The 26,889-nt window shown below is 75.0% G+C and carries 23 protein-coding genes; 3 read left to right on the plus strand and 20 right to left on the minus strand.

Annotated features, from left to right (window positions below; all coding sequences use genetic code 11):
- Position 1: 1 nt before the first annotated feature.
- The 4 genes from mreB to ACZ434_RS02825 form a co-directional block, all read right to left on the minus strand.
- Positions 2-1,039, minus strand: coding sequence for a rod shape-determining protein MreB (gene mreB, locus ACZ434_RS02810; RefSeq protein ID WP_468451057.1), 1,038 nt, complete (start codon positions 1,037-1,039; stop codon positions 2-4).
- Between the two features lie 148 nt (positions 1,040-1,187).
- The gene (locus ACZ434_RS02815) at positions 1,188-2,540 is read right to left on the minus strand and encodes a carboxyl transferase domain-containing protein (RefSeq protein ID WP_468451059.1); all 1,353 of its coding nucleotides are present in this window, start codon (positions 2,538-2,540) and stop codon (positions 1,188-1,190) included.
- Positions 2,533-4,014, minus strand: coding sequence for an acyl-CoA synthetase (locus ACZ434_RS02820; protein ID WP_468451061.1), 1,482 nt, complete (start codon positions 4,012-4,014; stop codon positions 2,533-2,535). The genes ACZ434_RS02815 and ACZ434_RS02820 overlap by 8 nt, the downstream gene beginning before the upstream one ends.
- A 40-nt stretch (positions 4,015-4,054) precedes the next feature.
- Positions 4,055-5,137, minus strand: coding sequence for a MerR family transcriptional regulator (locus tag ACZ434_RS02825; protein ID WP_468451063.1), 1,083 nt, complete (start codon positions 5,135-5,137; stop codon positions 4,055-4,057).
- 153 nt (positions 5,138-5,290) lie between these two features.
- On the opposite strand from ACZ434_RS02825, the gene ACZ434_RS02830 reads away from it, so the two are divergent.
- The gene (locus ACZ434_RS02830) at positions 5,291-6,163 is read left to right on the plus strand and encodes an ATP-grasp domain-containing protein (RefSeq protein ID WP_468451065.1); all 873 of its coding nucleotides are present in this window, start codon (positions 5,291-5,293) and stop codon (positions 6,161-6,163) included.
- On the opposite strand, the gene ACZ434_RS02835 is transcribed toward ACZ434_RS02830, so the two are convergent.
- The 10 genes from ACZ434_RS02835 to pgfA form a co-directional block, all read right to left on the minus strand.
- A complete protein-coding gene (locus ACZ434_RS02835) occupies positions 6,144-6,755 on the minus strand; it encodes a hypothetical protein (protein WP_468451067.1) in 612 nt (203 codons plus the stop codon). The two genes, ACZ434_RS02830 and ACZ434_RS02835, sit on opposite strands and share 20 nt — an antisense overlap.
- Entirely contained in the window at positions 6,721-7,560 is an 840-nt protein-coding gene (locus ACZ434_RS02840; protein WP_468451069.1) for an FkbM family methyltransferase, read from the minus strand. Before ACZ434_RS02840 ends, ACZ434_RS02835 begins: the two co-directional genes overlap by 35 nt.
- Positions 7,557-7,805, minus strand: coding sequence for a Trm112 family protein (locus ACZ434_RS02845; protein WP_468451071.1), 249 nt, complete (start codon positions 7,803-7,805; stop codon positions 7,557-7,559). The genes ACZ434_RS02840 and ACZ434_RS02845 overlap by 4 nt, the downstream gene beginning before the upstream one ends.
- Positions 7,802-8,716: a hypothetical protein gene (locus tag ACZ434_RS02850; RefSeq protein WP_468451791.1), complete on the minus strand. Its 915-nt coding sequence runs from the start codon at positions 8,714-8,716 to the stop codon at positions 7,802-7,804. The genes ACZ434_RS02845 and ACZ434_RS02850 overlap by 4 nt, the downstream gene beginning before the upstream one ends.
- A gap of 28 nt (positions 8,717-8,744) precedes the next feature.
- Positions 8,745-9,485: a class I SAM-dependent methyltransferase gene (locus ACZ434_RS02855; protein ID WP_468451073.1), complete on the minus strand. Its 741-nt coding sequence runs from the start codon at positions 9,483-9,485 to the stop codon at positions 8,745-8,747.
- Positions 9,486-10,769: a condensation protein gene (locus tag ACZ434_RS02860; RefSeq protein WP_468451075.1), complete on the minus strand. Its 1,284-nt coding sequence runs from the start codon at positions 10,767-10,769 to the stop codon at positions 9,486-9,488.
- Complete coding sequence (locus ACZ434_RS02865; protein ID WP_468451077.1) at positions 10,766-15,070, minus strand: alpha-(1->3)-arabinofuranosyltransferase domain-containing protein; 4,305 nt, start codon at positions 15,068-15,070, stop codon at positions 10,766-10,768. The genes ACZ434_RS02860 and ACZ434_RS02865 overlap by 4 nt, the downstream gene beginning before the upstream one ends.
- Complete coding sequence (locus ACZ434_RS02870; RefSeq protein WP_468451079.1) at positions 15,067-15,744, minus strand: class I SAM-dependent methyltransferase; 678 nt, start codon at positions 15,742-15,744, stop codon at positions 15,067-15,069. Before ACZ434_RS02870 ends, ACZ434_RS02865 begins: the two co-directional genes overlap by 4 nt.
- A 176-nt stretch (positions 15,745-15,920) precedes the next feature.
- On the minus strand, positions 15,921-17,096 hold the full coding sequence (locus tag ACZ434_RS02875; protein WP_468451081.1) for a glycosyltransferase family 4 protein: 1,176 nt from the start codon (positions 17,094-17,096) through the stop codon (positions 15,921-15,923).
- Between the two features lie 218 nt (positions 17,097-17,314).
- Positions 17,315-18,304: a cell envelope lipid trafficking protein PgfA gene (gene pgfA / locus ACZ434_RS02880; protein ID WP_468451083.1), complete on the minus strand. Its 990-nt coding sequence runs from the start codon at positions 18,302-18,304 to the stop codon at positions 17,315-17,317.
- 216 nt (positions 18,305-18,520) lie between these two features.
- Here pgfA and ACZ434_RS02885 point away from each other — a divergent pair, with 216 nt between their 5' ends.
- Complete coding sequence (locus tag ACZ434_RS02885; RefSeq protein ID WP_468451085.1) at positions 18,521-18,673, plus strand: hypothetical protein; 153 nt, start codon at positions 18,521-18,523, stop codon at positions 18,671-18,673.
- Positions 18,674-18,676: 3 nt separating this feature from the next.
- A complete protein-coding gene (locus ACZ434_RS02890; RefSeq protein WP_468451087.1) occupies positions 18,677-19,936 on the plus strand; it encodes a PucR family transcriptional regulator in 1,260 nt (419 codons plus the stop codon).
- Positions 19,937-20,106: 170 nt separating this feature from the next.
- On the opposite strand, the gene ACZ434_RS02895 is transcribed toward ACZ434_RS02890, so the two are convergent.
- From ACZ434_RS02895 to ACZ434_RS02920, 6 genes are all read right to left on the minus strand, one after another.
- Positions 20,107-20,961 (minus strand): SMP-30/gluconolactonase/LRE family protein, encoded by an 855-nt coding sequence (locus ACZ434_RS02895; RefSeq protein ID WP_468451089.1) that lies wholly within the window; start codon positions 20,959-20,961, stop codon positions 20,107-20,109.
- Positions 20,958-21,731, minus strand: coding sequence for an IclR family transcriptional regulator (locus ACZ434_RS02900; RefSeq protein WP_468451091.1), 774 nt, complete (start codon positions 21,729-21,731; stop codon positions 20,958-20,960). The genes ACZ434_RS02895 and ACZ434_RS02900 overlap by 4 nt, the downstream gene beginning before the upstream one ends.
- 789 nt (positions 21,732-22,520) lie before the next feature.
- On the minus strand, positions 22,521-23,924 hold the full coding sequence (locus tag ACZ434_RS02905; RefSeq protein ID WP_468451093.1) for an FAD-dependent monooxygenase: 1,404 nt from the start codon (positions 23,922-23,924) through the stop codon (positions 22,521-22,523).
- The gene (locus ACZ434_RS02910; RefSeq protein ID WP_468451095.1) at positions 23,914-25,113 is read right to left on the minus strand and encodes an MAB_1171c family putative transporter; all 1,200 of its coding nucleotides are present in this window, start codon (positions 25,111-25,113) and stop codon (positions 23,914-23,916) included. The genes ACZ434_RS02905 and ACZ434_RS02910 overlap by 11 nt, the downstream gene beginning before the upstream one ends.
- Before the next feature lie 31 nt (positions 25,114-25,144).
- On the minus strand, positions 25,145-26,329 hold the full coding sequence (locus ACZ434_RS02915) for an MAB_1171c family putative transporter (RefSeq protein WP_468451097.1): 1,185 nt from the start codon (positions 26,327-26,329) through the stop codon (positions 25,145-25,147).
- Positions 26,326-26,832: a toxin gene (locus ACZ434_RS02920; RefSeq protein ID WP_468451099.1), complete on the minus strand. Its 507-nt coding sequence runs from the start codon at positions 26,830-26,832 to the stop codon at positions 26,326-26,328. Before ACZ434_RS02920 ends, ACZ434_RS02915 begins: the two co-directional genes overlap by 4 nt.
- Between the last annotated feature and the right edge of the window lie 57 nt (positions 26,833-26,889).

The following is a 26,889-nucleotide window of genomic DNA, read 5'->3' on the forward strand; positions in this document are numbered from 1 at the left end:
CTCAGGCGCCCAGCGGGTCCAGCACCATCGGCGCGATCCTGCCCTCCAGCATCGCGCCCAGCCCCTCCACGGCGCACAGCTCCGGCCGCTCCGCGATGTGCACCGGCATGCCCGTCGCCTGACGCAGCATCTGGTCCAGGCCCGGCAGCAGGGCGCTCCCGCCGACCATCATGATCCCGCGGTCGGCGAGATCGGCGACCAGATCGGGCGGGCACTCCCGCAGCACCCTGCCGATGCCGTCGAGCACGGCCGTGAGCGGTGTCTGGATGGCCCGGCGCACCGCGGCCGTGTCCACCTTCACCGAACGGGCCAGACCGGTGGCGACGTCCCGGCCGTGGATCTCCGTCGACTCCGGACCCTGCGGGGTGAGCCCGTTGCCGGACAGGGCGAGCTGCAGCGGCCGTACGGACTGGCTCGGCAGGATCAGCTCGTGCTGGTGGCGCAGATGCTGCACGATCGCGTTGTCCACCGCCTCACCGCCGACGGGGATGCGCTGCGCCTGCACGATCGCCCCCAGGGAGAGCACCGCCACCTGGGTCGCCGCCGCACCGCACACCATGATCATGGTCGCCTCGGGCTGCTCCACCGGCAGACCGCAGCCGACGGCGGCGGCGATCAGCGTGTCCACCAGCTCCACCCGCCGCGCACCGAGACCGACCAGCGTCTCGATCGCCGCGCGCTGGGCGAGCGGGTCGGCGTCGTGCGGGGTGCAGGCCGCGGCCCGCAGCCGCGGCCTGCGGCGCAGGGTGCGGCGGGTCCGGTCGCCGATCAGCTGCCGCAGCATGCGCTGCGCCATCTCGATGTCGACGACCGTCCCCCCGGTCACGGGCCGCACGACCCTGATGTAGCCCGGTGTACGGCCCGTCATCTTCTCCGCGAACTCACCCACCGCGATCAGCGCGCCCGTACGGGTGTTCACGGCGGCGACGGACGGCTGGTCGACGACGAGCCCCGCCCCCTTCACGTACACCCGGGTGCGGGCCGCCCCCAGGTCGACGGCGAAGTGGCAGCGGCGCAGCTGCTCCAGACTTGCGGTCACGGCAGACCCTCCCGAGTGCGGCCCGTCGGCCCGCCGGGCGGCGGACCTCTCAGGCATCGTCGCCGCGGGCGGGGGCGGGCGCCCTTCCTGGGGGGCCGGGTGGGGGGCCGCCGAACGGGGGTCGCCCGGACCGCGGGCGGGCGTGCCGTCAGGGACGAGGACGGCGGTCGTCCGCGGCTGTCACGATTCCCCGCACCACCCCCAGCTCCACCAGGTCCTGCGGACGGATGCGGAGCCGGCCGGCCGTCGGGCGCACCTGCTCCGGGGGGCGTTTGAGGATGGCGGCGGCGAGTTCCGGGGCGATCACCGAGAAGTAGCTGTCCGGGGTGGCCCAGGTGGTGCCCGGGGCCGCCAGGGCCAGCGCGCCGCCGGAGCCGCCCTCGCCGACGACCAGCGTGGTGACCGGCGTGCGGGCGGCGGCCACGGCGCCGAACAGATCGGCGATCGCGGCTCCCGCGCCCTGCCGTTCCGCCTCCGCGTCGTTGGCCGCGCCCGGGGTGTCCACCAGCGTCAGCACCGGGATGCCGAGCCGGTCCGCGAGCCGGACCAGCCGGGCGGCCGTGCGGTACCCGGCGGGACGGGTGGCCGCCCCCGTCTGCGCGGCGTAGGCGACCGTACGGCCCCCGTGGTCGCCGAAGCCGCAGAGCATGCCCTCGGGATCCCTGCCGCCGCAGCGGTCGCCGCTGAGCGTGACGCGGGAGGTGAAGTAGGCGTCCAGGTAGGCGGCGCGGGGGCGTTCGGGGGAGCGGGCGCGGCGGACCGCCTCCCAGCCGGTGGCCGGCAGGTCCGTGGCACCCAGGGCGGGGGGCGGCGGGGCGGGCGCGGTGGAGGGGCGGGTCAGCAGGCGCAGCCAGCGGCCCAGGGTGTCCCGCAGCTCCTCCGGCCGGACCAGCGCGTCCGCCGCGCCCGCCGCCACCTGCGCCTCGGCCGTGTACGCCGACGGGTCCGCGCCGGCCGGCCGCACCCGCGAACCGGCGAACCCGACCTGGGCGCCGGGCAGCGCCAGGACGACGTCGGCGCCCGCGCCCAGGGTGGCCCATCCGCCGCCGGTCGTCGGGTCCCGCAGGACCGCAATCCGGGGCAGCCCCGCCTCCGCGGTGAGCGCCGCTGCCCGGGCCACCCGCTGGAGCTGGGTGAGGGCGAGCATGCCCTCCTGCATCCGGCTGCCCCCGGTGGCGACCAGCGTGACCACCGGCAGCCGGTCCGCGCGGGCCCGCGCGAACGCGGCCTCCAGCCGGTCACCGGTGCGTTCGCCCAGGGAGCCGCCGAGGAAGCCGAACTCGAACGCGACGACGACCGCCCGGGTGCCGTCGACGCTCGCGGTGCCGCAGATCACGGACTCCCGCTCGCCGGTGCGTTCGGCGGCGCGGGCGCGGGCGGTGTCGTAGCCGGGCCAGCCGAGCGGGCCGTCCGGCGGTGACTGCCGCTCCGGATACGGCAGTTCGGTGAAGTCGCCGGTGAGGGCGGTGACGGCCTCGCGGGCGGAGAAACGGTCAGCCATGGGACAGCGCCCGCTTCATGATCTTGCCCATGTCGTTGCGCGGGAGGGCGTCCAGGTGGTGGAGGACGCGCGGGCGCTTGTGCGGGGCGAGACGCCCGGCGACATGATCGGCCAACTCCTCCAGGGCGGGCGGTGCCTGCGGATCCGCGGGCACCACCCACGCCACGATCCGCTCGCCCAGATCCGCGTCCGGCTCCCCGGTGACCGCCGCCTCCCGCACGCCCGGATGTTCCAGCAGCGCGTTCTCGATCTCCCCCGCGCCGATCTTGTAACCGCCGCTCTTGATCAGGTCGGTGGCCTTGCGGCCGACGATGCGGACACAGCCGTCGGGGTCGCGCACCGCCATGTCCCCGGTGCGGAACCAGCCGTCGGCGGTGAACGCGGCGGCCGTGGCGTCCGGCCGGCCGAGGTACTCCGTGAACAGGTTCGGCCCGCGCACCTGGATCTCGCCGACCGTCTCACCGTCGTACGACGTCACCGGCGAGCCGTCCTCCTCCACCAGCCGCAGCTCCACCCCCGGCAGCGGCACGCCCACGGTGCCGGGGCGGGGCTCGCCGTCCGCGCGGACGCCGGGCCGGGGGTCCGGGGGTGTCCACCGGGACGAGCACAGCATCAGGGTCTCCGTCATGCCGTACCGCTCGACGACCCGGCGTCCGGTCGCCGCCCCGATCCGCTCGTGGTCGTGCACCGGCAGCGCGGCGGACCCCGACACCAGCAGCCGCGCCCCGGCCAGCGCACGCGCCAGCTCCGGCTCGGCGGGCAGCGCCTCCGCGATGCGGTGGTACATCGTCGGCACGCCGAACAGCATGGTCGCGCCGCGGTTCAGCTCGCGCGCCACGCCCTCGGTGCTGAACCTGCCCAGGTGACGCACCGAGCCACCGCGGCGCAGCGGGCCGAGCGTGCCGAGGACCAGCCCGTGCACATGGAACAGCGGCAGCCCGTGCACCAGCACGTCGTCGCCGGTCCACCGCCAGGCGTCGGCGAGGGCGTCCAGCGTCGCGGCGATCGCACGGCGGGGGAGGACGGCGCCCTTGGGCGGGCCGGTGGTGCCGGAGGTGTAGACGATCAGGGCGGGCTCCTCCGGGTCCCGCCCGCCGTCGTCGGGGAGCGCACCCCGCGCCGACGGGTCCACGTCGACGCGGGGCACGTCCCGCAGCGGGGCGGGGAGCTGCTCGCCGGGCGCGGTGAGCACCAGGTCCGGGGCGCTGTCGGTCAGGATGTGACCGAGCTCCTTCCCGCCCGACCTGGGGTTGAGCGGCACGACGGTCACCCCCGCGACCAGCGCCCCGGTGACCGAGACGGCCGTTTCCAGCGCCGGCGCGGCCCACAGGGCGACCCGCCGCACCCCCCTCAGCTCCCCGGCCACCGCCCCGGCCGCCGAGGCCAGTTCCCCGTACGTCAGCGAGCGCTCACCGAAGCGCAGGGCGGGCCGGCCGGCGGGGCCGTCGGTCAGGGCCGGGAAGAGAGAGGACACGCGTCGTACTCCTTCGCTGAGAGTGTCTGCCGCCTGTGACCTACCCCCGCTCGGACACGACCACGTCCGCGACCACGCAGCTGATGTTGTCCGGGCCGCCGGCCTCGTTGGCGGTGGTGATCAGCGTGTGGACGGCCTCGTCCGGGGTGGGGGTCGTGGTCAGGAGGTGCCGGATCGTGTCGTCGGGGACGACCGTGGGGAGGCCGTCGGAGCAGAGGAGGTACCGGTCGCCGGGGTGGGCGTCGTGGAGGCGGAGGTCGGGGGAGGACGTGGTGGACTCCGTGCCGGTGAGGGCCTTGAGGAGGAGGGTGCGCTGGGGGTGGGAGACCGCCTCCTCCGGCGTCAGCCGGCCCTCGTCGAGCATCGACTGGACCACCGTGTGGTCGTGGGTGATGCGGAACAGCTCGCCGTCGCGGAGGAGGTACGCGCGGGAGTCGCCGATGTGGACCAGGGCCAGGCGGGAGCCCGTCCACAGGAGGGCGGTGAGGGTGGTGCCCGCCTCCTGCGCGCCGTCCGCCGCGTCGCGCACCGCCTGCGCCGCGCCCCGCACCGCGTCCTCCAGGAGGTTCAGCACCCCGCCCGCCGGTACCTCCCGCGTGTCCAGGAACCGCAGCGCCTCCACCGCCGCGCTGCTCGCGGGCGCCCCCGCCGGACCGAAGCCGTCGGCCACGGCGAGCAGCCGGCCGCCCGCGTACGCCGTGTCCTGGTTGGCGGGGCGGACCCGGCCCCGGTCGGAGTGGGCGCGGTAGCGCAGTTCGAGTGTGTTCATGGTGGTGTCCCTTCTCGACTCTTCCGTCAGGTGATCGACCAGGAACGCGGCGAGGTCCCGCCGCACGGCCGTCTCCGCCTCCACCCGGGCCCAGTACGCCCGGATCTCCACGGCGGCGGCGCCGTCGTCCAGCGAGCGGACGCGGCGGATCTCGGCCAGCGGCATGCCCAGGCGGCGCAGCCACGCCACCAGACGGGCCTGTTCGAGCTGCTCGGCCGCGTAGTAGCGGTAGCCTGTGTCCGGGTCCACCCGGGCGGGCCGCAGCAGGTCCAGCTCGTCGTACAGGCGCAGTGCCTTCGGGGACAGCCGGCACGCCTTCGCGAACGCGCCGATCGTCAGCATCTCCGTCGCCATCGGCTCCCTTTCGCCTCGTTCCGCCACCGATGCTGGGGCTTTCCCGAAGGGGAAGGTCAAGCGCGGGTCGTCCGGGGGATTTCCCGTACGTCCCCGGCGGCCCCGCTGTTAGCCTGCTCGTCGATCAACTGTTCGTACGAGGAGTGAGTCGTCGTGCCCCGTATCGCGCTCGTGACCTGCGCCCCCGGCCCCGAGGTCGCCGAGGACCGTGACCTGCCGGCGCTGGTGCGGGCGCTGGAGGACGCCGGTGCCGAGGCGTCCGCCGAGGTGTGGGACGACGGCGAGGTGGACTGGGCGGGCTTCGACCTCGCCGTGATCCGCTCCACCTGGGACTACAGCTGGCGGGCGGCGGAGTTCACCGCGTGGGCGCAGCGGTGCGCCGGGGTGACCCGGCTGGCCAATCCGGCGGACGTGGTGCGCTGGAACACCGACAAACGGTATCTCGGGGACCTCGCCCGCGCCGGGGTGCCCGTGGTGGACACCCGTTACCTGGCACCCGGGGACGCCCTCGACCTCCCGGACGGCCACGAGTACGTCGTCAAGCCGGCCTCCGGCGCCGGCGCCCGGTACGCCGCCCGCTACACCCCCGACGAGCACGCCACGGCCGTACGGCACCTGAGGCGCATGCACGCCGAGGGCCTGACCGCGATGGTGCAGCCCTACGCGCGCGGCATCGACACCACGGGCGAGCGGGCGCTGCAGTACGTCGGCGGGAGCCTGCTGCACGCGAGCCGCAAGGGGCCCGTCCTCGCCTCCGGCACCCCCTACGACCGGCGCAAGGTCGCCCATCCCGGGCTGACCGACTGGACCCCGAGCCTCGCCGAGGCCGCCGTCGCCCGGCAGGCGCTGGCCGCCGTACCGGGCGCGCCCGAGCTGCTGTACGCGCGCGTCGACCTCGTGGACGGGGAGGACGGACTGCCCCGGGTGATGGAGCTGGAGCTCGTCGAACCGAACCTGTTCCTGTGGCTGCACCCGGAGTCGCTGCCGCGCGTGGCGGAGGAGATCCTCAGGGCCGCCGCCCGCTGACCGCCGTCCGCTGCAACAGCCCCCAGGTGAACTCGGCGACGACCTCGCGCCGCACGCCCGCCGCGTCCGGGGCGGTGAAGGCCAGACCCCACCGGGTGGGCGCCGTCCCCTCCAGGGGGCGGGCGGGCGCGAAGGCGCGGGCGGCCTCGTCCACCGTGCAGGACCACGGGGTGAGGTCCTCCACCGTGCGCAGGGCGGGCGGTTCGGCGCCCGGCGCGCGGACCAGCCACGCGTTCCACACCGCGCCGCCGCCCGCCGGGGTCAGCACCTCGAAGCGCAGGTCCGGCCAGAGCGGCAGCGGCCACTGCCACGCCTCGCAGTCCAGGTCGCCGACCCTGCGCGGGGTGCGGGACTCCGGTTCGCCGAGCACGGAGCGGTAGCCGGAGAGGGCCGGGCGGGGGCGCGGTGAGCGGACCATCGCCTGCCAGCGCCTGTTGGCCTCGCGCATGTCCGCGAGGGAGGCGCCCAGGGCGCGCCGGGCGTCCTCCACCGGGCCGGGACTGTGGTCGGCCATGCGGCGCAGCAGCACGAGCTGGAAGTCGCGCGGGGTGAACGGTCTACTGGGGTGGCGTCCGGTCGGCACGGGAACCATCGTCGCTCACCGGGGGCGTTCCGGGGCGGCGGCCGTCCGGGAGGAACAGCACCGAGTTGACGTACCGCGGGCCCCTGAGTGCGGCGTGGGGCAGCACCCGGCGCAGCAGACCGTGCGTGACGACGTACGAGGTGCGTGCCTGGTGGGCCTCCAGCGGGAAGCGGGACAGCGGGACCCAGGTACCGGCGGGCAGCACCCAGCCGTCGTAGCCCAGCATGGACAGATACGTCACCACCGGGGCGACCGGCTGGATGCGGGACTCCAGCTCCACGAACAGGGCCGGGCGGTCGCGGGCCAGGACGCCGGTGGCGCCGCGCAGCACCGCCGACTCGTTGCCGTCCACGTCGATCTTGATGAACCCCACGCCGCGCAGGCCGAGTTCGTCCAGCGTGACACAGGTGACGTCGAGGGCGTGGCCGTGGATGTCCCGGCGGATCAGCGAGGACACGCCCCGGTCGCCGCCGTCGTCCGGGGGCAGCCACAGGTGGGCGGTGCCGGGCCGGTCCGAGGCCGCCGCGCGGATCACCCGCACGTTCGGCGGGGCGGTCGCGGTGAGCAGCCGGGCCAGGTGCGGGACCGGTTCCAGGGTCACCACCCGGCGGGCGCGCCCGGCCAGCCGGTGCGTCCAGGGGCCGTACCAGCCGCCGACGTCCACCGCCGTGTCGCAGTCCGGCGGGCACAGGTCGGCGAGGCGGGCCAGCTCCGGCTCGTAGCGGGGGTAGACCGCCCGGGCCGTCGCGGCCACCACGCGCGTGGGCAGGAAGGACGCCGCCCGGGCCGCGACCGTACGGCCGGCGGCCGTCACGGCGTCGGCCCCGGGGCCTCGGCGACCCGCGTCAGCAGCCGCTCGTGCTCGTCCTCCGCCACCTGCTCCCCGGACGACGGCAGCAGCTGCGGGACACCGTCGAGGATCGGGTAACGGCGGCGCAGCCGCGGGTTGTACAGCGCCTCACCGCCCTCACCGCCCTCGCCGTCCGCTGCGAGCAGGTGCAGCGGTCCCTTGTCGAGCGGACAGGCCAGAATCCTCAGCAGCGGGTCGTCGGGTGTCACGGTGGCGTCAACTCCTTGGCCTGGACGGACGGTTGTGGTGCGGTGTCGTGCTTGGGCATGGCCAGCAGTACGGCGACCGCGAGCACCGTGCCGGTGACGCGCAGGGCCAGCCGCAGTGGCTCGTCCGGCAGTTGCTCACCGAACGACAGGGTGCCGAGCACCGCCGTGAACAGACAGGTCACGGTCGTGCACACCGGCACGATCAGCGACGCCCGGCAGCGCTGGAGCGCCGCCTGCGACATGACCAGCCCGAACACACCGGTGAACAGCAGCAGATACGGGTAGGGGGAGCGCAGCAGGCCGACGACGGCACCGCCGAACCCGCCGGCCGTCAGATGGCTCGACACGCCCTTGATGGCGAGCGAGCTGACCCCGTAGAGCAGGCCGACGGCCACCCCGTACTCGACGCCCGTCGTGGGCCGCCGGTGCCGGTGGCGGGCGTTGCGCTCGGCGGAGGTGTAGAGCCACACCCCGGTCGCCAGCGCCGGCACGCACACCAGCAGGATCAGCGGGTACGGCGCGTCCCGTCCCACGGTGTCGGCGCCCGCGCCGCTCTCCTTCAGCGACAGCACCACCATCAGCAGGGCGAGCAGGATGGCGCCCAGCGCGTACCGTTCCCGGCCGCTGGTCTCCTCGCCCAGCAGCCGGGCCGACAGCAGCACCAGCAGCACCAGACCGGAGACGAACAGGCCCTGCGCGGCGGCGATGGGCAGCGTGCGGTACACGGCCAACTGGGCGGCGAAACCGGCCGCGAGGGCCAGCGAGCCGCCGACCCACAGCGGGCTGCTCACCACCAGCCCCAGCAGCCGCACCGGTTGGCGGACCGACACCTCGGGCAGGCTCGCCAGCGCCCGCTTCTCCAGCACGAACCCGCCGCTGTACAGGACGTTCGCCACCAGGGCCGCGGCCACTCCCCACCACATGCTCCCCCCGCCCCCTCTAGGTGCGCCGTGCGTGCAGCAGCAGGATCGACGCGAGCGGCGCCCGGGCGCAGGCCAGCCGGTCCAGCGGACGCAGCACGCGCGGCACCCCGTGGAAGGGGGCGCCCTCCAGACGTACGACGGTGAAACCGGACGCGGTGACGAACTCCCGCAGCGCACGGGCCGTGTAGAGCCGCAGATGGCCCACGACCTCCGCGCCCGGACGCCCGTGGATGCCGCGCAGGCTCACCTCGGAGAACACCGGCTGCACCCCGGCGAGCAGCAGCATCCGGTTGTACCAGGCGGCGAGGTTCGGCGTGGACAGCATCAGATGACCGCCGGGGCGCAGCACCCGGCGGAGTTCGTCGAGCGCCGCGTCCGGGTCGACGAGATGCTCGATCACCTCGCTGAACAGCACCGCGTCCGCCGACCCGGAGGCGAACGGCAGCCCGCCGCCGCCCAGTTCACCGCGCACCGCGTACGGCAGCCGGGTGCGGGCGCGGGCGAGGGCGTCCTGCGACCAGTCGACACCGACCAGCCGGTGGCCGCGCAGATAGGGGGCGGCGGTGGCGGCCGCGGTGCCGTCGCCGCAGCCGATGTCGAGGACGGTGCGCGGGCCGCCCGCGGCGGACGCCGGTCCGAGCGCGCGGGCCAGCATGCGGGCCTGGCGGCGGCTGCGGGAGGGGCCCGAGGCGACGGGCACGGCCGGGTTCTCGTAGAAGTCGCGCAGGTCGCGGGGAGGGGGAGCGGTGGTCGTCACTCAGGTCGCCTCCGTGGTGTGCAGATAGTGCTCGAACAGGTCGTGCAGATGCTCGCCGTCGTCCTGGCCGAGCAGGGCGCGCGACCAGCGCAGCGCCAGATGGAGCCGGCCCGCCGTGGACGCCGTGGTGAAGGTGAGCCCGCGGGGCATCCGGGCCGGCGCCGCGAACCACACGGCCCGCGCCCGGCCCGCCTCCTCCCCGAAGTCCAGCGCGTACGGGATACGGCCGATGTTGCTGAGCAGCGTGGTCGACGTCCAGGGCGCCACCGCCCTGCGCAGCCCCCGGGTGAGCGCGGCACGGCAGGCGACCGGCGCCCACGGGGCGGTGAGCAGGGCGGCGCCGTGGCCGAGCTGGGGGCGCGGGAGCGACTTCAGGGCGCGGGTGCGCGAGGCGGTGCGACGCAGCAGGTCCCGCAGGTCGGCACCCTCCAGCTCCTCCGGCGCGAACGGCACCTCCACCAGCCGGGTGCCGTTGCCGATGGGCATCGTGGCGTCCCGGGGGCGGTCGTCGACCGGCATGGTGATGCGCAGCGGGCGGCGTGCGGCGCCCTGCTCCCGGTTCCAGTGGGCGAGGGTCAGCGCGGTGGCGACCATGAGCTGGTCGTTGACGGTGTACGGGGAGCCCTTCGGCCGGTGCGGCAGCGGCAGCTCGGTGACGAGCAGGCCGTTGCCCGGCGACGACTCCGGCGTGCCCCGCGCCACCCTGGCCGGCCGCGCCCACGGGGAGGGGGTGTCCGGCGGGTTTTGCGGCGCGTCGGGGGCACGGACCGGCGGGGCGGCGGGGGCGTTGTCCCGGCCGCCGTAGAGCTCGGCGGCCGTGGCCAGGACCCGCAGGCAGGCGGGACCGTCCAGCGCGGTGTGGTGGATGGTGAGCAGGAGAACGGTTCCGCCCTCACCGCCCTCCGCGCCCACCTCGTCCTCCCCGCTCACCACGTCCAGCCGGACCGGCGGGGACGCGCTGAGCGGGGGTGCCTGGGTGAGCGCCCGGGTCCGCGCGTCCCGCAGGGCGTGCCGCCCCGGCGGCGCGAAGTGCACCACCTCCCGGTCCGGCCCGTCGGTCAGCTCCCACTCGTAGCGACGCCGGTACCAGGGCCCCGGCGCCTCCCGCACGAGGATCCGCGGGTGCCGCCGCAGCGCCTCCGTGAACGCCTTGCGCAGCCGGCCGGGGTCCAGCACGCCCGGGAGGCGCACCTCGATCAGCACCGTCTCCGGTTCCTCGTCCCGCAGGCAGTGCCGGGACACCTCGTCGACGACGGGGAAGGGGATGCGAAGGGGTGCGCTCATCCGGGCCGGCCCTCTCCCGGCCCGCCCCGCGGCGGGGGCGGCGGCACGAAGGGACGCACCCGGGCGGCCGACGGTGGCGGAGGCGGTGGTGCCGGGTAAGGTCCGGCGCCGGGCGCCGGAACCGGGGGCAGCACCGCCGTGGTGCCCGGTTCGTCCCGCGGCTGCCCGCCGCCCGGATCCGCTTCCCGCCCGCGCGACCCGCCGAGGCTCACCAGGGCGGCGAACAGGCCGGTCAGCGCCAGCAGTTGCGCCACATGCCCGTACGCGCCCTCGCCCGCGCCCACCGGTTCGCCCGCGCCGAGCGCCGCGGCGGCACCCGCTCCCGCGAGCCCCGCGAAGGCGATCGGCACCAGCAGCCCGGGCCGGCGCCACGCGAGCACCGCCAGGGCCGGCACCAGCAGCGCCCACCAGCCCGCGATCACCACGCCCACCAGCGTCAGCGCCACCGCGCCGAGCCACAGCCCGGGCGCCGGGGGCACCGGCTGCGGCGCGTCGGGGTTCTCGGCCCTGCGGCGCCACAGCACCAGACCGATCAGCACCGCGATCCCGGCACCGCTCGCGATCAGACCGGCGTCGTACGTGGTCGCCGGCTCGTAGGACAGCTTCACCGTGCCGCCCTCGCCCGCCGGGACGTGCCAGCCCTGCTGCCAGCCGTCCAGCCGCAGCGGCGTGAGCTCCTCGCCGTTCAGCGTGGCCTTCCAGCCGTCGTTGTGGTTCTCGTGCATCGTGAGGTACGAGGCGGCTCCCGAGCCGACGGCCACCTCACGGCGGTCGCCCAGCCAGTCGTTGATCCGCAGCTCACGGTCGGCGGCCGACACCTCCGGCACGGTCCCGCGCGTCAGGGTCACCTCCGTCAGCACCAGCGGGCCGGCGTCACCGCCCTCCACCCGGTGCGTTCCCGCCGGCAGCTCCAGTGCCGGAGTGTCCCGTCCGCCCTGGCAGAGTGTCACCTCGACCGGCCGCCGCTCCACCAGGTCCCGTACGGTTCCCCGCACGCCGGTCTCGTACAGCGTGCCGTCCACCGCCAGCACCGGGCCCTTGCCGCACTCCAGCGCGAACTCCGTGGTCCCCTCCGGCTGCGGGGTGCGGTGGTCGTCGAGGGCGGGGACGTACGCCTCGGTCAGCCCCACCGGCAGTTGCATGTCCGCGTCGACGGCCGGGTTGTGCAGGGTGAGCGGGGCGGTCCGGGTGACCGTGATGTCGAGCCGGTCGGTGGTGATCGCGGGGAAGCGGACCCAGCCGTTGTCGTCGACACCGGCGATCACCGCGCCGTCGGGGGAGCTGATGTGCACCTCGACGGCCCGTGCGGACAGCCCGCCGGCCGGGGCCAGCACCAGTTCACCGACCTCCTTCTTGCCCGTCCAGCTCAGATGGACGGTCGGCCGGCTGCCCGCGACCCACGCGGTGGTCAGGTCCCCGTCGGTGAGGTTGCGCGCGGACAGTCCCGCGCCGAGCCGGGCCGTGGAGTCGGCGGTGGCGGTGATCCGGCCGCGCTGCTCGGGCGCCACCTCGTACAGCAGCCGGTCCAGTGCCTCGCCGGGCACCGCCACGGCGTTCGCCGTCACCTCGTACGTCCCCGCCGCGTCCGTGTCGAACCGCCGGTGCAGGCCCGCCTCGCTGCCCGTGAGGGACATCCCGGTGGGGTCGGCGGCACGGTGCAGGGAGACGATCCGCGCGGAGGCCGTGGACCGTTCGGCGTCGGTGGGCAGCGCCAGCAGCCGGGTCACCTGGACGCCGGGCAGGTCGACCTCGGAGAAGCCCGCACCGGTGAGACCGGGGCGCTCGGCCGTCGAGTCGACGATCGTCAGCTTCATCCAGTCCGTGGGCCCCTCGGGCGCCTCGATCTGCTGCTTGGTGCCGTTGGCCCGCAGGAAGACGGTCTTCGACCCGTTCTCGGTCTCCACCCGCACCCGGGTCGCCGCCGCCCGCACACCGTCCTGCGGCAGCGGGATGAGGCCGATGGAGTCCGGCATGTCATAGGTGCCGTCGAAGGCGATCCGCAGCCACTGCCCGTCCGGGGAACCGGCCGCGCCCTCCGTCCACGCGGTGTCCGGGTTGCCGTCGAAGGCGTTCACCGGGTCGTACTGCGGCAGGTGGAACAGCCAGTTGCCGTAGGAGGAGGCGGTCACCGAGTGGGCGCCGCGCAGTTCGGCCACCGTCTGATGCTCCAGGCCCTCGGCCGGCAGGATCTGGTGCGGGCGCTCACCCGCGTTCTGGGCGGAGTCCGGCGCGTTGCGCTCGTCCCGCGTGTACGTGTACGACGTGTTGGCGTTGACCAGCCCGAACCGGGTGTCCGCCCGCCGCATCCCGTCGCCGATCACCTGCACCGGCGGGGTGCCGAGCCCCGGGTGCCCGTCCCCGGTCAGCACGGCCGGCCGGCCGCGCAGTTCGTCCGCCAGCGGCAGCAGCGCCTCGGGCCCGCCGGACACCACGGCGGTGTCGGCGACCGGCAGCAGCCGGGCCTGCCCCGGACGCGGCACGTCCGCACCGGACGGACGGTAGATCTCCACCGCCCGCTGCCTCGGGTACAGGCCCTCGACCTGGAGCGGGGTCCCGTCGGCGATCACCCCGCCGGTCATCACCGGCCCGAGGCCCTTGACCCGCTCGTACCCGGACTGCTCCAGGGTGCGCTTGACCGTCGCCGTCGGCACCTGGCCGATCTGGTCGGGGTCGAGGTCGTTGCGGACGACGACGTGGTAGAGGCCCGCCCTACTCAAGTAGTCGGCCAGTCCCGGCACTTCGCCGCCGGTCAGCAGGGCACGCTCCACCGCGTCCATGGCGCGCCGGTTGCCCGGGGTGCCGAACGGCACGTAATCGCGCTGCGCCCAGCGGGAGTCGGCGACCACGTCCAGCGGCTGGTCCATGGTCGAGCCCCAGGTGTGGATGCCGTGCGCGGTCGCGGGGACGACCAGGGCACGCGAGTCGGGGGACTCGTCCTTCAGCCAGTCGGCCGTCGCCCGCCAGTACTCGGGGATCTCCCGGAACGAACCCGGGGCGAGGATCGACCCGTTGAGATACGGCCACATCAGCCCCGGCAGCACGAGCACCGCCGCGACCAGCGGCGCGAACCGCCGGCTGCGCGCCCGGCCGGTGCCGCGCGAGCGCGCCGCCACCCCGACCAGATGCGCCAGCCCCAGGACGAACGCCAGCGCGAGCCCCGTCTGGAACTTGTAGATGTTGCGGAACGGCGCCAGCCACCCGTCCAGCCAGCCCTGCACCACCGAGTGGAACGGGGCACCGAACGCGCCCCCGTACCCGGCCAGCAGCACCAGCGCCGCCACCAGCACGGTCAGCACCAGCCAGCGCCGCTCGGGCATGTCCCGCCGGGCCAGCCCGGCCAGGCCCAGCCCCGCCGCGAGCGCCGAGCAGACGATCACCACCGCCGAGGAGGCGACCGCCCAGCCGGCCGGCAGCCACGCCTCACCGAAGTGCAGATACGCCACCCAGTTGCCGGCGCCGCGCAGCGCCTCGGTCGCCGCCATCGTGTCCGTCGTCGTCCGCGACGTCTCGATGTACGGCAGGAAGTTCTCGCCGTGGGCCCCGAGCAGCAGCAGCGGGATCCACCACCACGCCGTCGCCACGATCACCGCCGGCGTCCACCAGGCGATCAGCTTGCGCTGCCGGGGCCCCGGCGGACGGGAGAGCAGGTACAGCCCGACCGGCAGCAGGGACGCCAGCGTCGAGGCCGCGTTGACCCCGCCCATGAACGGCACCAGCAGCGCCGAACGCAGCGCCGCCACCCTGGCCGTGTACCGCTCGTCCACCAGCGGCAGCAGCACCCACGGCAGCAGCGCGCCCGGCAGGGCGGCCGCCGACGTCGAGCCGACGACCGTCGTGAACACGGGCCACAGCGCGTACGCGCCCGCCGCGAGCAGCCGCGACGGCCCGCTGCCCACGCGCAGCCGCTCCGCCAGCCGCAGCGCGCCCCAGAACGCCACCGACACGATCAGCGACATCCACAGCCGCTCCGCCAGCCACACCGGCAACTGCACCAGGTCGGCCAGCCAGTAGAACGGCAGCATCGGCCACACATAGCCGATGTACTGGTCGGAGATCCCGCCGAACGAGCCCCTGTTGTGCCACAACTGGCCCAGGTCCGCGAGGAACTGACCCGGGTCGACGGTGACGCCGAGCTTGGTGTCGAAGGTCTGCCGCCCCGGCTGCACCGCCAGGAACAGGACGAACACCACCGCCCAGAAGCCGAGCAGCCAGCGGCGTGACCGCGGGCCCTCAGGAGGGCCCGCGGTGGCACTGCGTGAGGGAACGGCTGCCGGGGGAGGAGCCTGGACCGTGGTCGTCATTCGGGACACCGCCGGAGGATGAGGAGGAGGTTCCAGGTGGCGAACTCGCGCAGACCGGGCACCTTGACCACGGTCCGCGTGAGGAACGGCCAGTAGCGGGAGCGCGCCGACACGATCCGCACGTCGTCGCGGGCCCGCACCTGCCGCAGGGTGGTACCGATGTGCACCGGGAAGAGGTTCTCGCCGAGCGTGTGCTTGGCGGGCCTGCCGGTACGGCGCCGGTAGCGGGCGCGGGCCCGCTCGGCGCCGAAGTAGTGCCAGGGCGCCCACTCGTGACCGCCCCACGGGGACAGCCAGTTGGTGAACGACACGTAGATCAGCCCGCCGGGCCGCGTGACCCGCGCCAGCTCACTGAGGAACGTCTGGGGATCGGCCACGTGCTCCAGCACGTTGGAGGAGAAGGTGACGTCCGCGACCCCGTCGGCCAGCGGCAGGAGATACCCGTCCGCGATCACGGCCCCGTCGACCGGTTTCTCGCCGAGCTCCCGCACATCGGGCTCGAACAGATAGGCCTGCGCCCCCCGCCGGCGGAACTCCTCGGCGAAGTGCCCGCTGCCGCCCCCGACGTCCACGACCACCCGCCCGGCCACGGCCCCGCCGTACGCCTCGACCTGACCGACCGCGTCCCGGGCAAGCAGCGAATAGCAGACCTCGGGCTCCTCCTGCTCCCGCATGAAGGCACGGAAGAGAGCGACCGACCGCCGAAGAGAGGGATCCTTGGCGACTCCGGGCTGAGCAGCAGACCTGACGGGGCGCGGGGCCGTGCCCCTGTGCGGCTCCGCCGCGGGGCGCGGCAAACCCCCACCGGCCCGCAGCCGCGAAACGACCGAACCGCCCCACCCCGTACGCCTCACCGGACCGCCTCACGAGCAACCGCCCGAAACCGCCGCACGGTGTGCTCCCACCGGTACCGCGCCGCGAATTCCCGCGCCGCCTTGCCCATGAACTCCCGCCGCTCCGTGGCCAGCGCGAGGGACATCCACGCCGCCGCGAACGACGACTCCCCCCGCGCCAGCACCCCCGTCTCGCCGTCCCGCACGGAATCCCGCAGCCCGGGCACGTCGAAGGCGATCGCCGGTGTCTCACGGGCCGCCGCCTCGGTGACGACGAGCCCCCACCCCTCCACGGCGGAGGGATGCAGCAGCAGCCACGCCGCGCACAGCAGCCGGTGCTTCTCCGCCTCGGAGACATGCCCGGCGAACCGGACCCCGGGGCCGGCGAGCCGCTCCAGCCGCTCCCGCTCAGGACCGTCGCCGACGATCACCAGCCGGCCGCCGGTGACGGGCCGCACCCGCTCCCAGAGCCGCAGCAGCAGATCGATCCGCTTGTACTCGACGAGCCGGCCCACCGCCACGAACAGCGGTTCCGGTGAGCGTTCGGTGCGCGGGCCGGGCTCGGCCACACCGTTGTGCACGACGCGTATCCGCTCCCGCGGTACGCCGATGCCGCGCAGCGCGTGCGCCGTGGACGGCGAGACCGCGACGACCAGCCCGTGCCGCCGGGAGCCGGTGAGCGCCCAGTGCTCGAGTCGTCGGCCGATCCGCGCGGCCGGGGCCAGCGGGCCGCCGAACCGCATCTTCCACAGATCGGTGTGCACATGGTTGACCAGGCACAGGGTGGGCCCGTGGTGCCACAGCGGCGCCAGATAGGGCATGCCGTTGCACACCTCGACCAGCAGGTCGCAGTCGCCGACCTGACGGGTGAAGGCGGAACGGGCGCGCAGGTAGTGGCCGTACGCCCCGCCCGCCGACACCACCCGGTAGTCGCGGTAGGCCGCGGGCCCCCCGCACAGCAGGGTGACCTGGTGGCCCAGTCGGGTCAGACCGTCGGCAAGCCGGTCGACCAGCAGCTCGGAGCCGCCGGCGGACGGATTGCCCAGGTCACGATGGGCGAGGAAGACGATCCGGCGGGGATGCGGGGGGAGCGCCGGGGAGTGCTGCGCCGCGCCGGGGAGCGCGGTGCGGTGGGGGTCCCCCTCCTCGAACGCGGTCGAGAGAGGGGAACGGGACGGCACGTGCTGGGGCATCGGTGCTCCAACTCGTCTAGGGGAACTCGGCGTGGGGAACGCGAGGAGGTGAAGAGGTGGGGTGTGGGAACGAGCCCCCGGTGAGGGCTCGACGGGTTTCTGAGTGAAGGGTGTGGACGGACTGTGGTGGGGTGGGGTTGGGACAGTTTTCGCCGAGCCGTCCCCCACGGCTACTCACGGGCGTGACAATTTCCCGCTTTTCTTACTCGCCAGTCACTTCACTTGGTGAGTGGCTGCCCGGGCGTACCGGACGTATCCGGACCTTCCGCGACCTTTCGTCCGCGTATCACCAAAGCGGCACCGATCGCCGCGAGGAGGGATCCCGCCACAGCCGCACCGACCGGCAACGTCTCGCCCACCAGGCGGAGTTGACCGCTGTCGCGCTTGGCCTGCCGCACGGCCTCCCGCTGGGTCCCGTCCGTGAACTCGACGCCCTTCTCGGCGTCCAGCAGCACCGCCGCGTCCGTCTTCCCGCCCGGCGCCCGCAGGGTCTGCCGGGGAGAGGTCCGCGCGTAGACGACCCGGCCGGTGCGCTGGTCGACGACCAGCTCCACGCCGTGGTTGGAGTACCACTCCTCGGCCAGCACCTGCGGCCGGTCCGGCAGGCCGACGATGCTGCCCGGCACCATCCGGGTGCCGGACCGCGTCGGCGGCACCGAGGCGGTGAACCGGTAGCCGGTGTAGCCCTGGACCTTCTCCGTGCCGCGGTAGCGCATGACGACCGTGTCGCCGAGGGTGTTGTCCCACCACTGGTAGGAGCGTTTCTGCACGTCGAAGGGGAACTTCAGATACGCCTCGCCCTCGATGTGCGGCTTCGCCTCACAGCAGCGCACGGGCTTGGTGGTCCTGCGGTCCAGCACCCAGCGGTGCGGGGTGAAGCTCAGGGCGTCGTGCGGGTCGGCGGCCGGCAGTGACTTGTCCGTGTCGACCGAGGTCGTCACGTCCCACACCGCGTTGCCGCTGCGTTCGCTCTCCCCGACGTTGCCGCGCACCCGCTGGGTGATGGTGATCTTCTGGTCGGGAACCGTCTCGACCTGCTCCAGGTCGAAGACGCTGCCCCGGCCGGTGTAGACGGCGGTGGTGTCGATGTCGACCGGGTTCACCGCCGCCCGCGGCTGCACGTACCAGGCGAACAGCGGCGCCAGGACCAGCAGAAACGTGCCGAGACCCAGCAGAACGAGGGAAAATGGGGAAGCTGTACGGCGCATCCGGGCACTCCAGTGACTTGGGACGGCGCGGCACGTACGGGCCGACGCCGTTCGGGAAGGTGCGCGTGCGGGAGTTCCCCACCCCCTACGGGCTGGGAACCGTAGGCGCCCCTTGACGTGGTGTCAATGTCATGTCGACACTGTGGGCACGACACACGGGGGTGGTCGGTCACGGTGGGGGGTGGGGAACCTCCCGACAGAGAGGCTGACCCTGCGATGTCCAGACTGCTCGCCGCCGCCCTGACGGTCGCGCTCGCCGCCGCCCTCGCCGTGGGCGCCGCGGTCGGTGTCGTTGCGCTGCTCGAAGCCACGCCCGACCAGCCGAACACCCCCTTGATCACCTACGAGCAGGCCGGCCAGGGGAGTTGACCGGTGACGCCACCCCGCGCCCTCACGGCCCGCTCCGCCTGGCACGACGTACCGCGCCACCAGGTGCGCAGGTTCGCCGAGATCGCCATGGCCGACGCGCCCGCGCTGGCCGAGGAGATCATGAGCGAGATCCAGCGCGAGTACCCCCATCTGCCGGTCGTCCTCGACGACTCCGGCGACCCCATGGCCCTCGTCGGCATCCGCCGCGCCATCGAGGCCTTCGTCCAGCAGGTCGCGCACGCCGACTACTCGGTGGGCCGGCCCACCGTACCGCCGGGCGTCTTCCAGGACTTCGGCCGGGGCGAGGGCCGGGGCGGACGGTCGCTGGACGCCCTCCAGGCGACCTACCGCATGGGCGTCCGCCTCGCCTGGCGCCGCTTCGCCGAGATCGGCCAGCGCATCGACATCCCGCCACCCGCCATGTACGAACTCGTCGACGCCGGATACGAGTACCTGGACGGCCTGGTCGACCAGTCGGTGCGCGGATACGCCGAGGCCGCCGCCCGCCAGGCCGGGGAACGGCTGCGGCTGCAGCGCCGGCTGATGGAGCTGCTCCTCGTCGAACACCACCGGGGCGACCCGGCCGACGCCCTCGCCGAGCGGGCCGCCCGCATCGGCTGGCCGCTGCCCGGGAAGGTCGCGGTGGGGGTGCTGCTGCGCCCGGCCCGGGAGGCGGTGGCGCCCGCCGTGGGGCAGGGAGTGCTGCTCGACATGGAGTACGAGCAGCCCCGCATGGTCGTGCCCGAACCGGACGCGGCCGGCCGCCCCGAACTGCTGCACCGCGCGCTCACCGGCTGGTCCGGGGCGATCGGACCGCCCGTGCCGGTCGCCGACGCGGCGAAGTCGCTGCGCTGGGCGGAGGCCGCCGTACGGCTGATGCGGCGCGGGCTGCTGCCCGCCGGTGAGGTGCTGTACTGCACCGAGCACACCGAGGCGCTGGTGCTGCTCCAGCCGGAGGAACTGATCGAGGACCTCGCGGCGCGGTGCCTGGCCCCGCTCGCGCAGTGCGGCTCGGCGCACGGCCGGCGCCTCGCGGAGACGCTGCTGGCCTGGCTGGAGACCCGGGGCGGGGCGCCGGAGGTCGCGGCGCGGCTCGGCGTCCACCCGCAGACCGTCCGCTACCGGCTGCGCCAGATCCGCGAGCTGTGGGGCGACGCGATCGACGACCCGGACCGCCGCTTCGAACTGGAGCTGGTCCTGCGCGCCCAGCGGCTGCGCGGCGCCCTCGGCGCACCCGGCGCGTCCGGCGCGTCCGGCGTCTGAGACGGCCGGGTCGCCGGTGGGCCCGTCAGCCCGCGAACGGCGGCTGGGGCACGCCCCAGCCCAGCGGCTGCGCGGCGCCCTCGGCGCGCCCGGCGCGCCCGGCGCGCCCGGCGCGCCCGGCGCGTCCGGCGCGTCCGGCGCCTGAGACGGCCGGGTCGCCGGTGGGCCCGTCAGCCCGCGAACGGCGGCTGGGGCACGCCCCTGCCCGCCCCCGGCACCACCAGCAGGGAACCCGCGAGGGGGTGCGGGGACGTCAGTCCGACCCGGGCCGTGGTGATGTAGAGGTCGGTCAGGTCCGGGCCGCCGAAGGCGCAGGCCGTGACCCGGGGGACGGGCAGACGGATCTCCCGGTCCAGGTCGCCGGAGGGGGTGTAGCGGCGGACCGCGCCGCCGTCCCACAGAGCCACCCAGACGCAGCCGTCGGCGTCGACGCACAGCCCGTCGGGGAAGCCGGCGCCGTGCTCGACGGCGACGACCGAACGGCGGTTGCCGATGCGGCCGTCCGCCCGGCCCACGTCGAAGACGTCGAGACGGCGGGTCGGTGAGTCGATGTAGTACATCAGCCGGCCGTCGGGGCTCCAGCCGGTGCCGTTGCTCACCGCCACGTCGTCCAGGAGGACCTTGACCGTGCCGTCGCCCCCGACCCGGGACAGGGTGCCGCCGCAGGGCGCCTCGTCGTAGCGCATGGTGCCGGCGAAGAGGCTGCCGTCGGGGGCGACGGCGGCGTCGTTGCCGCGGCGGCCGGGGACGGGCTCGCGGTGCAGCCAGCGGAAGGTGCCGTCGGGGTCGATCAGGCCGATGCCGTCCCGCAGGTTGAGCACGAGGCCGCCGCCCGCGCGGGGCTTGACGGCGCCCACGTGCTGGTCGGTGCGGCGGACCGTGCGCCGGCCGGTGGCCGGGTCGTAGGTGTGGACGCGGGAGCCGAGGATGTCGATCCACAGCAGGCGTCCCGTGGCCGGGTCCCAGGTGGGCCCCTCACCGAGTTCCGCCTCCGCGCGGACCGCCACGTCGAACGTGCTCGTCATGCGTTGCTCCTGTGGCCCAGCCGCTCGGACAGTTCGGCGGCACCCTTGACGGCGAGCCGCTCCAGCTCGCCCAGCCGCTCGTCGCTCCAGCGGATCATCGGTACGGAGATGGACAGCGCGGCCACCACCTGTCCCGCGCGGTCGCGCACCGGCGCGGCGACACAGGAGACGTCCGGATTGGACTCGCGGCTCTCCACGGCGACACCCCGGGCGCGGATCTCCGCGAGGGCCTCGCGCAGGGCGGCCGGGTCGGTGATGCTGTTCGGCGTCATCGCGGCCAGCTCCGCGCCGTCGGGAAGCCGCGCGGCGAGTTCCTGCTCGGGGAGGGAGGCCAGCAGCATCTTGCCGACGGAGGTGCAGTGGGCGGGCAGCCGGCGGCCGGCCGCCGACACCATCCGCACCGCGTGCGTGGAGTCGACCTTGGCGATGTAGATGACGTCGGTGTCCTCCAGGATCGCCACGTGCACCGTCTCGTCGCAGGTCTCGGCGACGGAGCGGGCGACCTGCTGGCCCTCGGCGGCGAGGTCGAGGTGCTCGGCGTAGCGGGCGCCGAGCTGGTACGGGCGTACGCCGAGCCGGTACCGTCCGGGCCGGCCGGTCACCGGGACGATGTACTTACGGGCGGCGAGCGTGGTCACCAGCTCGTGGACGGTGGTGCGCGGCAGCTGGAGCCGGCGCACGATGTCCGGGGCGGAGAGCGTCCCGTCCCCGTCGAGGAAGAGCTCGAGGATGTCGAGAGCCCGGGTCACGGCTGGTACGAGGCGTCCCACGACCGGCCCCCTCCTGTACGTGTCGTTCGAGATTTCAACAGCCGATCGGCATGACGAACACAGGCTAGCCACACCCCACTCCCACCGGCAATGCCCCCGCCCCGACCACACACCGAACCACGCCCCCGGCCCGACACCCCACCCCTCCCGGTCGGCCAGACCCGCGGTGCCACACCGCCCCGGCGGGGTCCTGGGCCGGGGGAGCCGCGGGGCCTGTCCGGTGTGCAGGGCGGGTGGTGCGTCGGTGGCTCGCCTCACCCCAGGCGGCACCCGCGGGCCGGGGCGGGACGGGAAGGGGCGGCGGCGAGGAGCCGTGGGCGCTTGCCCGGCGTGCGGGGGCCGGGGTGCAGCCCTGGGGGCGGGACGGGGAAGGCCCTGCGGAGGGAAGCCACGGTGGCCTGCCCGGTGTGCAGGTCGGGTGGTGCGTCGGTGGCCGGCCTCGCCCCAGGCGGCACCCGCGCGGGCCGGGGCGGGGCGGCGGCTCCGGGGGTACCGGATGATCGACTCCGCAGCCGGGAGGGAGGGGAGCGGTGGTGGTCGCCTGGCCGGCGTGCGGGGTCGGGTGTTGTGCCGGTCGCCCGCCCGGGTCCGGGCGGGCGACCGCTGTGCGGGGGCCGGGGCGCAGCCCCGGGGACGGGACGGGAAGGGGCGGCGGGGGCGAGCAAGGGTCTGCGGGGACGGCCGGAGCGGGGGCCGGGGGGCGGCTTCGGGGGCAGGGCCGAATTGCGGGCCCGGGGCGCGGCCCGTGACGGGGTCGGGGCAGGGCCCGTGGCGGGCCCTGCCCCGGTGTCACAGGCCCGTGCGGTCCAGCGCGTGCAGGATCTTCCGCTCGCCCGGCGTCAACGGCGGTTCCGTCGACGGGGGGAGCGGGGAGCCGGCCACGGCGGCCAGGACCGCGCCCGGCCGGAACATCCGCGTCGGCGGCGTCCGCAGGCTCGTGACGTCCCAGATCGCCGAAGCCGCCGGATACGAACCCGTCGCCGCGCTCATCATCCGGCGGCTGTACGCCGTCAGCACCCGCTCCGCCGCGGTCGGCCGCCCCCCGCGCACCTCCGGGTACAGCACGTCCTGACTCACCGCCATCGTCCACGCCGCGTCCGCCGAGCGCGCAGCACCCCGCAGCACCCGCCGCGCCAGCCCCGGCGCGGCGAGACCGCCGGCCCGGCCCAGCTCATGGCCGAGCACCCGCGCACCGAACGCCGCCACCGACATGCCGTGCCCGTACGCCGGGTTGAACGTGGCCAGCGCGTCCCCCAGCACCACGAACCCCTCCGGCCAGTGCGGCAACTCCTCCAGGTACCGCCGCACATTGCTGGTCGACCGGCTCAGATGCACATCCGTCAGCGGCTCCGCGCCGGAGATCAGCTGCCCCACGATCGGGTCGGGCAGCGCGAGCGCGTACCGCAGGAACCCCTCCGGGTCGGCCGGCGGCTCACCCCCGCGGGAGCCGCCGCAGCTCACCAGCCAGCGGTCCCCCTCGATCGGCATGACCATCGCGCTCCGGGCCGGCCGGGACACGTACGGATTGGCCTGTACGACCGTCAGCGGGAACCGCTCCGCCCCCTCCGGCACCCGGTAGACGCGCGAGGCGTTGACCAGCCCGGAGTCCACGGCCCGCTCCCGCACACCGGTCAGCCCCAGCCCGTCCAGCCAGCTGACCACCCGCGTCCCGCGCCCGCTCGCGTCCACGACCAGGTCCGCGTCCAGGTCCGTGTCCCCGCCCGGTGCCGCGATCCGCACCCCGCGCACCCGCCCCGCGGAACCCGTCAGGCCCACCACGGCCGCCCGGCGGATCTCCACCGCCGTCCGCTCCCGGACCGTCTCCCGCACCACCCAGTCCACCAGCGCCCGGCTGCACGTGATCATGACCGGGCCGGGGCGCCGCCACCGCCGCAGCCAGCCCTCGGACGTGAGGGCCAGCATGCCCGAGCTGAGCGATATCTCGTGCGCCCCGGCGGCGAGCAGCCGCGCCCGCAGTCCCGTGCCCGGCAGCAGCTCCTCCATGGCGTCCATGCCGCCCGGCATCAGCAGATGCGCGTGCCGCCCCTGCGGCAGCCCCTTGCGGTGTTCGGGCCCGTCGGGCAGCTCGTCCCGGTCCAGCACGATCACCTCGTCCGCTCCCGCGGCGGACAGGACGGCCGCGGCCAGCATGCCGGCCAGTCCGGCACCGATGACGACAGCTCTACGCGACATGGGGCTCCTCGGGTTCGGTCACGGATCCAGGAAGGGAGGGCGCCGCCGCGCCGTCGGGCGGGGCGGGCCGGGAGGGCGGCCGGTGCAGGGCCTGGGCCAGCTCCACCAGCCCGCCGGTGCCGGAGACCTCGGTGGCGTGCAGCCGGTAGGTGCCGGCGGTCTCGGGAGGCTCCTCGCGGCCGGCGGCCCGCCGCGCCGCGTCGGTGAGCATGGCCGCCTCCGCGGCCAGCCGCGCCTCGTGCGGGGAGCGGCCCGCGCGCAGCGCGGAGTCCCGCGTCCGCTCACGGACCTCGTGGTCGAAGTACGGCGCCAGCGCGAGCAGCGCGTCGTGGATCGACACCTCGCGCCACTGCAGCCGGGCCCGGGGCAGCTGCCACCAGCCGGCCGGCGGCTTGGGCGCGGTCGGCACCGGTTTCAGCAGGGACCACAGCGGGGCCAGCCGCCGGTGGTCGCCCAGCGCCCGCCGCTGGGCGACCGCGGACGGCAGCAGATACCCCGCCGAGCACAGCAGCGCGGCCAGCGACGCCATCGGCGGGGCGACCGTGGTGGACAGGAAGTCGAGGTCGTGCCCGTTCCAGCGGGCCACGATCGCCGTGTACTTGGCCGCCTGGAATCCCACGACGTCCAGCAGCGCCCCGACGAGGATCAGCCGCAGCCCGGTCCGCAGCGGGCCCCCGACCTCACGCCCCCACTTCACACAGACCGCGCACATCACCAGCATCGCCGCGCTGTGCCCGAGCAGGTACAGCAGGATCATCTCCCGCATGAACGGCGTGTTGGCGTAGTAGGTGTCGAGGTCGGTGAGCCGCTCGGTGTCCGCCTCGGCGAGCAGGAACAGCACGACGACGGCGGCCATCACCAGGCCGTAGGCGGTGATGGTGCGCAGCACCCTGCGCCGCACCCGCTCCCGGGTGCCGCCCCGCCAGTTGATCAGCAGCACCAGCACCGCGCAGCTGTACGCGCAGAGCATGCCGTAGGTGAGCGGGGCCCCGAAGTTGGGGACGCCGGTGAGCTCGTTGACGGTGGCCAGGGTGGCCGGGGCGGCGCACACGAAGACCAGCGCGCCGAGGACGATCGCCGCGCAGGTGGAGACGGTCAGCGGGTTCCGCATGGCTCTGCGCGGGCGGCGGAACAGCAGCACGGACGTCATCCCGAACACGAAGGCCGCCAGGTAGACGACGAGACTCATGCCGGCCGGCTCCTTTCCGCCGGGCGCCGGTTCACGCCGTCCCCGCCGTCGTCGTACCGCTCGCGACGGCGGGCACCGCGGGCGCCGGTACGGTGCCGGCCAGCGCGTCGGCGATCCGGGCGAGCACGGCCGGCTCCGGCACCCGGCCGGGGAGCGGGCGGTCGCCGTGCGGGACCGGGGCCGGCTCCCGGGGGTCCGCCTCCCGCCGTACCGCCGCCGTGATCACCGCGGCCCAGGCGGCGGCCTCCGCCCGCTCGGCGTCCTCGGTCGCCGCCAGCACACCGGCGCGGGTGCGGTCGTACAACTCCCGGTCGAAGTAGGCGTCCAGGTGGCCGAGAGCGTTGTGGATGCTGGTCTGGCGCCACATCAGCCGGGTGCCCGGGGTGGCGAACCGGGGGCGGGGCAGCCGCAGGGTCCGGCGGGTGAGCAGATCGTCCAGCGTCCGCTCCAGCGGCGCGAGCCGCGCGTACGTGCGCCGGGCCCGCCGCCACTCGACGGCCCGGGGTGTCGCCAGCGGCACCAGCACCCCGACGACCGTCAGCAGGGCGCCGAGTCCGGCGGCGGCCGGGGAGACGGTGGTGCCGAGCGCCGACCAGTCCCGCCCGGTCCAGCCGGCACCCACCGCGATCAGCTTGGCCACGCTGTACCCGGCCCCGCACAGCGCCCCGGTGCCGAGCAGGACCAGCCCCGCCCGCAGCCCGCCCCGCACCCGGCGCGCCCAGCGCAGCGCGGACACCGTGGTGACGGTGACGGTGGTGAGGTGGGCCAGCAGGTACAGCAGGATCATCTGGCCGATGAACGGCGTGGACGCGTAGTAGGTGTCCAGGTCGGTACGGCGCTCCACCGGCGCCTCGCCGAGGGCGAACGTCACCGTGATGCCGAGGACGACGACCGCGTAGGCGAGCAGCCAGCGGCGGGCGGTGCGGCGCACCCGGGGCCCGCCGCGCCAGTGCACGATCAGGACCTGGGAGGCGGCGCAGTATCCGGTGATCGCCACGTAGGTGAGGGGCGCGGCCAGGTTGGGCACGCCGCCGAGCCGGTTGACGGCGCCGACCGTCGGCGGCGCCCCGAGGAAGAAGCACAGCCCCGCCAGCCCCAGCACCGCGCAGATCGCCCGCAGATACGGGTCGCGCCGGTGCCGCAGCAGATCGGGGGCCTTCACCAGCAGCCCCAGCCACAGCACCCCGCAGCTGACGTAGTTGAGCAGGCCGCTCATCTCTTGGCCCCGCGGTAGTTGAGCGCGGCCCCGATGCGCCCGGCGAGGTCCTGCGGATCCCGGGCGCCGCCCTCCGCCTCGTACCGAGGGTCGGCGGAGCTGTCCAGCCAGGTGCGCAGCCGACGGCCCATCAGCATGCCGAAGCGGTCGGCCTCCTGTTCCTCCGCGAGACTGAAGTCGGTGCGCGCGGCGACCGGTTGCGGGTGCCGTGCGGGTCCGGGTCCGGGGTCCGCGTCCCGGCGGTTCATGTGCCACACCTCGTGGCAGAAGATCACGATCTGGTGCCACACGGCGGCCCGTTCGTCCACCACCACGTCGTCGTGGCCCTCGCGCTCCAGCCACAGCCCGCTCGCGGTGCGGGGCGGGAACGCCGCCCGGTGGACGACCACTTCGCGCCCCCGCCAGGCGCTGACGGAGGCGACGAGCGCGTCGAAGAGCACCTCGGGGTCGGCCGGTACCGCCACGTCGATGGGGTCGATGAGGGCGTCAGCGAGTCGACGCATCTCCTTCCTGGTACGCACCGCTGTCTCCCTGTTCCCCTGGGCGTCGCTCGGTCACCT

It is taken from the genome of Streptomyces sp. NPDC030893, assembly GCF_055571535.1.

Excerpts from the sequence above, each read along its gene's own strand:
- ACZ434_RS02815 (WP_468451059.1), bottom strand. The coding sequence starts at position 2,540 with ATGGCTGACCGTTTCTCCGCCCGCGAGGCCGTCACCGCCCTCACCGGC.
- ACZ434_RS02825 (WP_468451063.1), bottom strand. The coding sequence starts at position 5,137 with ATGGCGACGGAGATGCTGACGATCGGCGCGTTCGCGAAGGCGTGCCGG.
- ACZ434_RS02835 (WP_468451067.1), bottom strand. The coding sequence starts at position 6,755 with ATGGTTCCCGTGCCGACCGGACGCCACCCCAGTAGACCGTTCACCCCG.
- ACZ434_RS02860 (WP_468451075.1), bottom strand. The coding sequence starts at position 10,769 with ATGAGCGCACCCCTTCGCATCCCCTTCCCCGTCGTCGACGAGGTGTCC.
- ACZ434_RS02865 (WP_468451077.1), bottom strand. The coding sequence starts at position 15,070 with ATGACGACCACGGTCCAGGCTCCTCCCCCGGCAGCCGTTCCCTCACGC.
- ACZ434_RS02870 (WP_468451079.1), bottom strand. The coding sequence starts at position 15,744 with ATGCGGGAGCAGGAGGAGCCCGAGGTCTGCTATTCGCTGCTTGCCCGG.
- ACZ434_RS02875 (WP_468451081.1), bottom strand. The coding sequence starts at position 17,096 with ATGCCCCAGCACGTGCCGTCCCGTTCCCCTCTCTCGACCGCGTTCGAG.
- pgfA (WP_468451083.1), bottom strand. The coding sequence starts at position 18,304 with ATGCGCCGTACAGCTTCCCCATTTTCCCTCGTTCTGCTGGGTCTCGGC.
- ACZ434_RS02885 (WP_468451085.1), top strand. The coding sequence starts at position 18,521 with ATGTCCAGACTGCTCGCCGCCGCCCTGACGGTCGCGCTCGCCGCCGCC.
- ACZ434_RS02895 (WP_468451089.1), bottom strand. The coding sequence starts at position 20,961 with ATGACGAGCACGTTCGACGTGGCGGTCCGCGCGGAGGCGGAACTCGGT.
- ACZ434_RS02905 (WP_468451093.1), bottom strand. The coding sequence starts at position 23,924 with ATGTCGCGTAGAGCTGTCGTCATCGGTGCCGGACTGGCCGGCATGCTG.
- ACZ434_RS02910 (WP_468451095.1), bottom strand. The coding sequence starts at position 25,113 with ATGAGTCTCGTCGTCTACCTGGCGGCCTTCGTGTTCGGGATGACGTCC.
- ACZ434_RS02915 (WP_468451097.1), bottom strand. The coding sequence starts at position 26,329 with ATGAGCGGCCTGCTCAACTACGTCAGCTGCGGGGTGCTGTGGCTGGGG.
- ACZ434_RS02920 (WP_468451099.1), bottom strand. The coding sequence starts at position 26,832 with ATGCGTCGACTCGCTGACGCCCTCATCGACCCCATCGACGTGGCGGTA.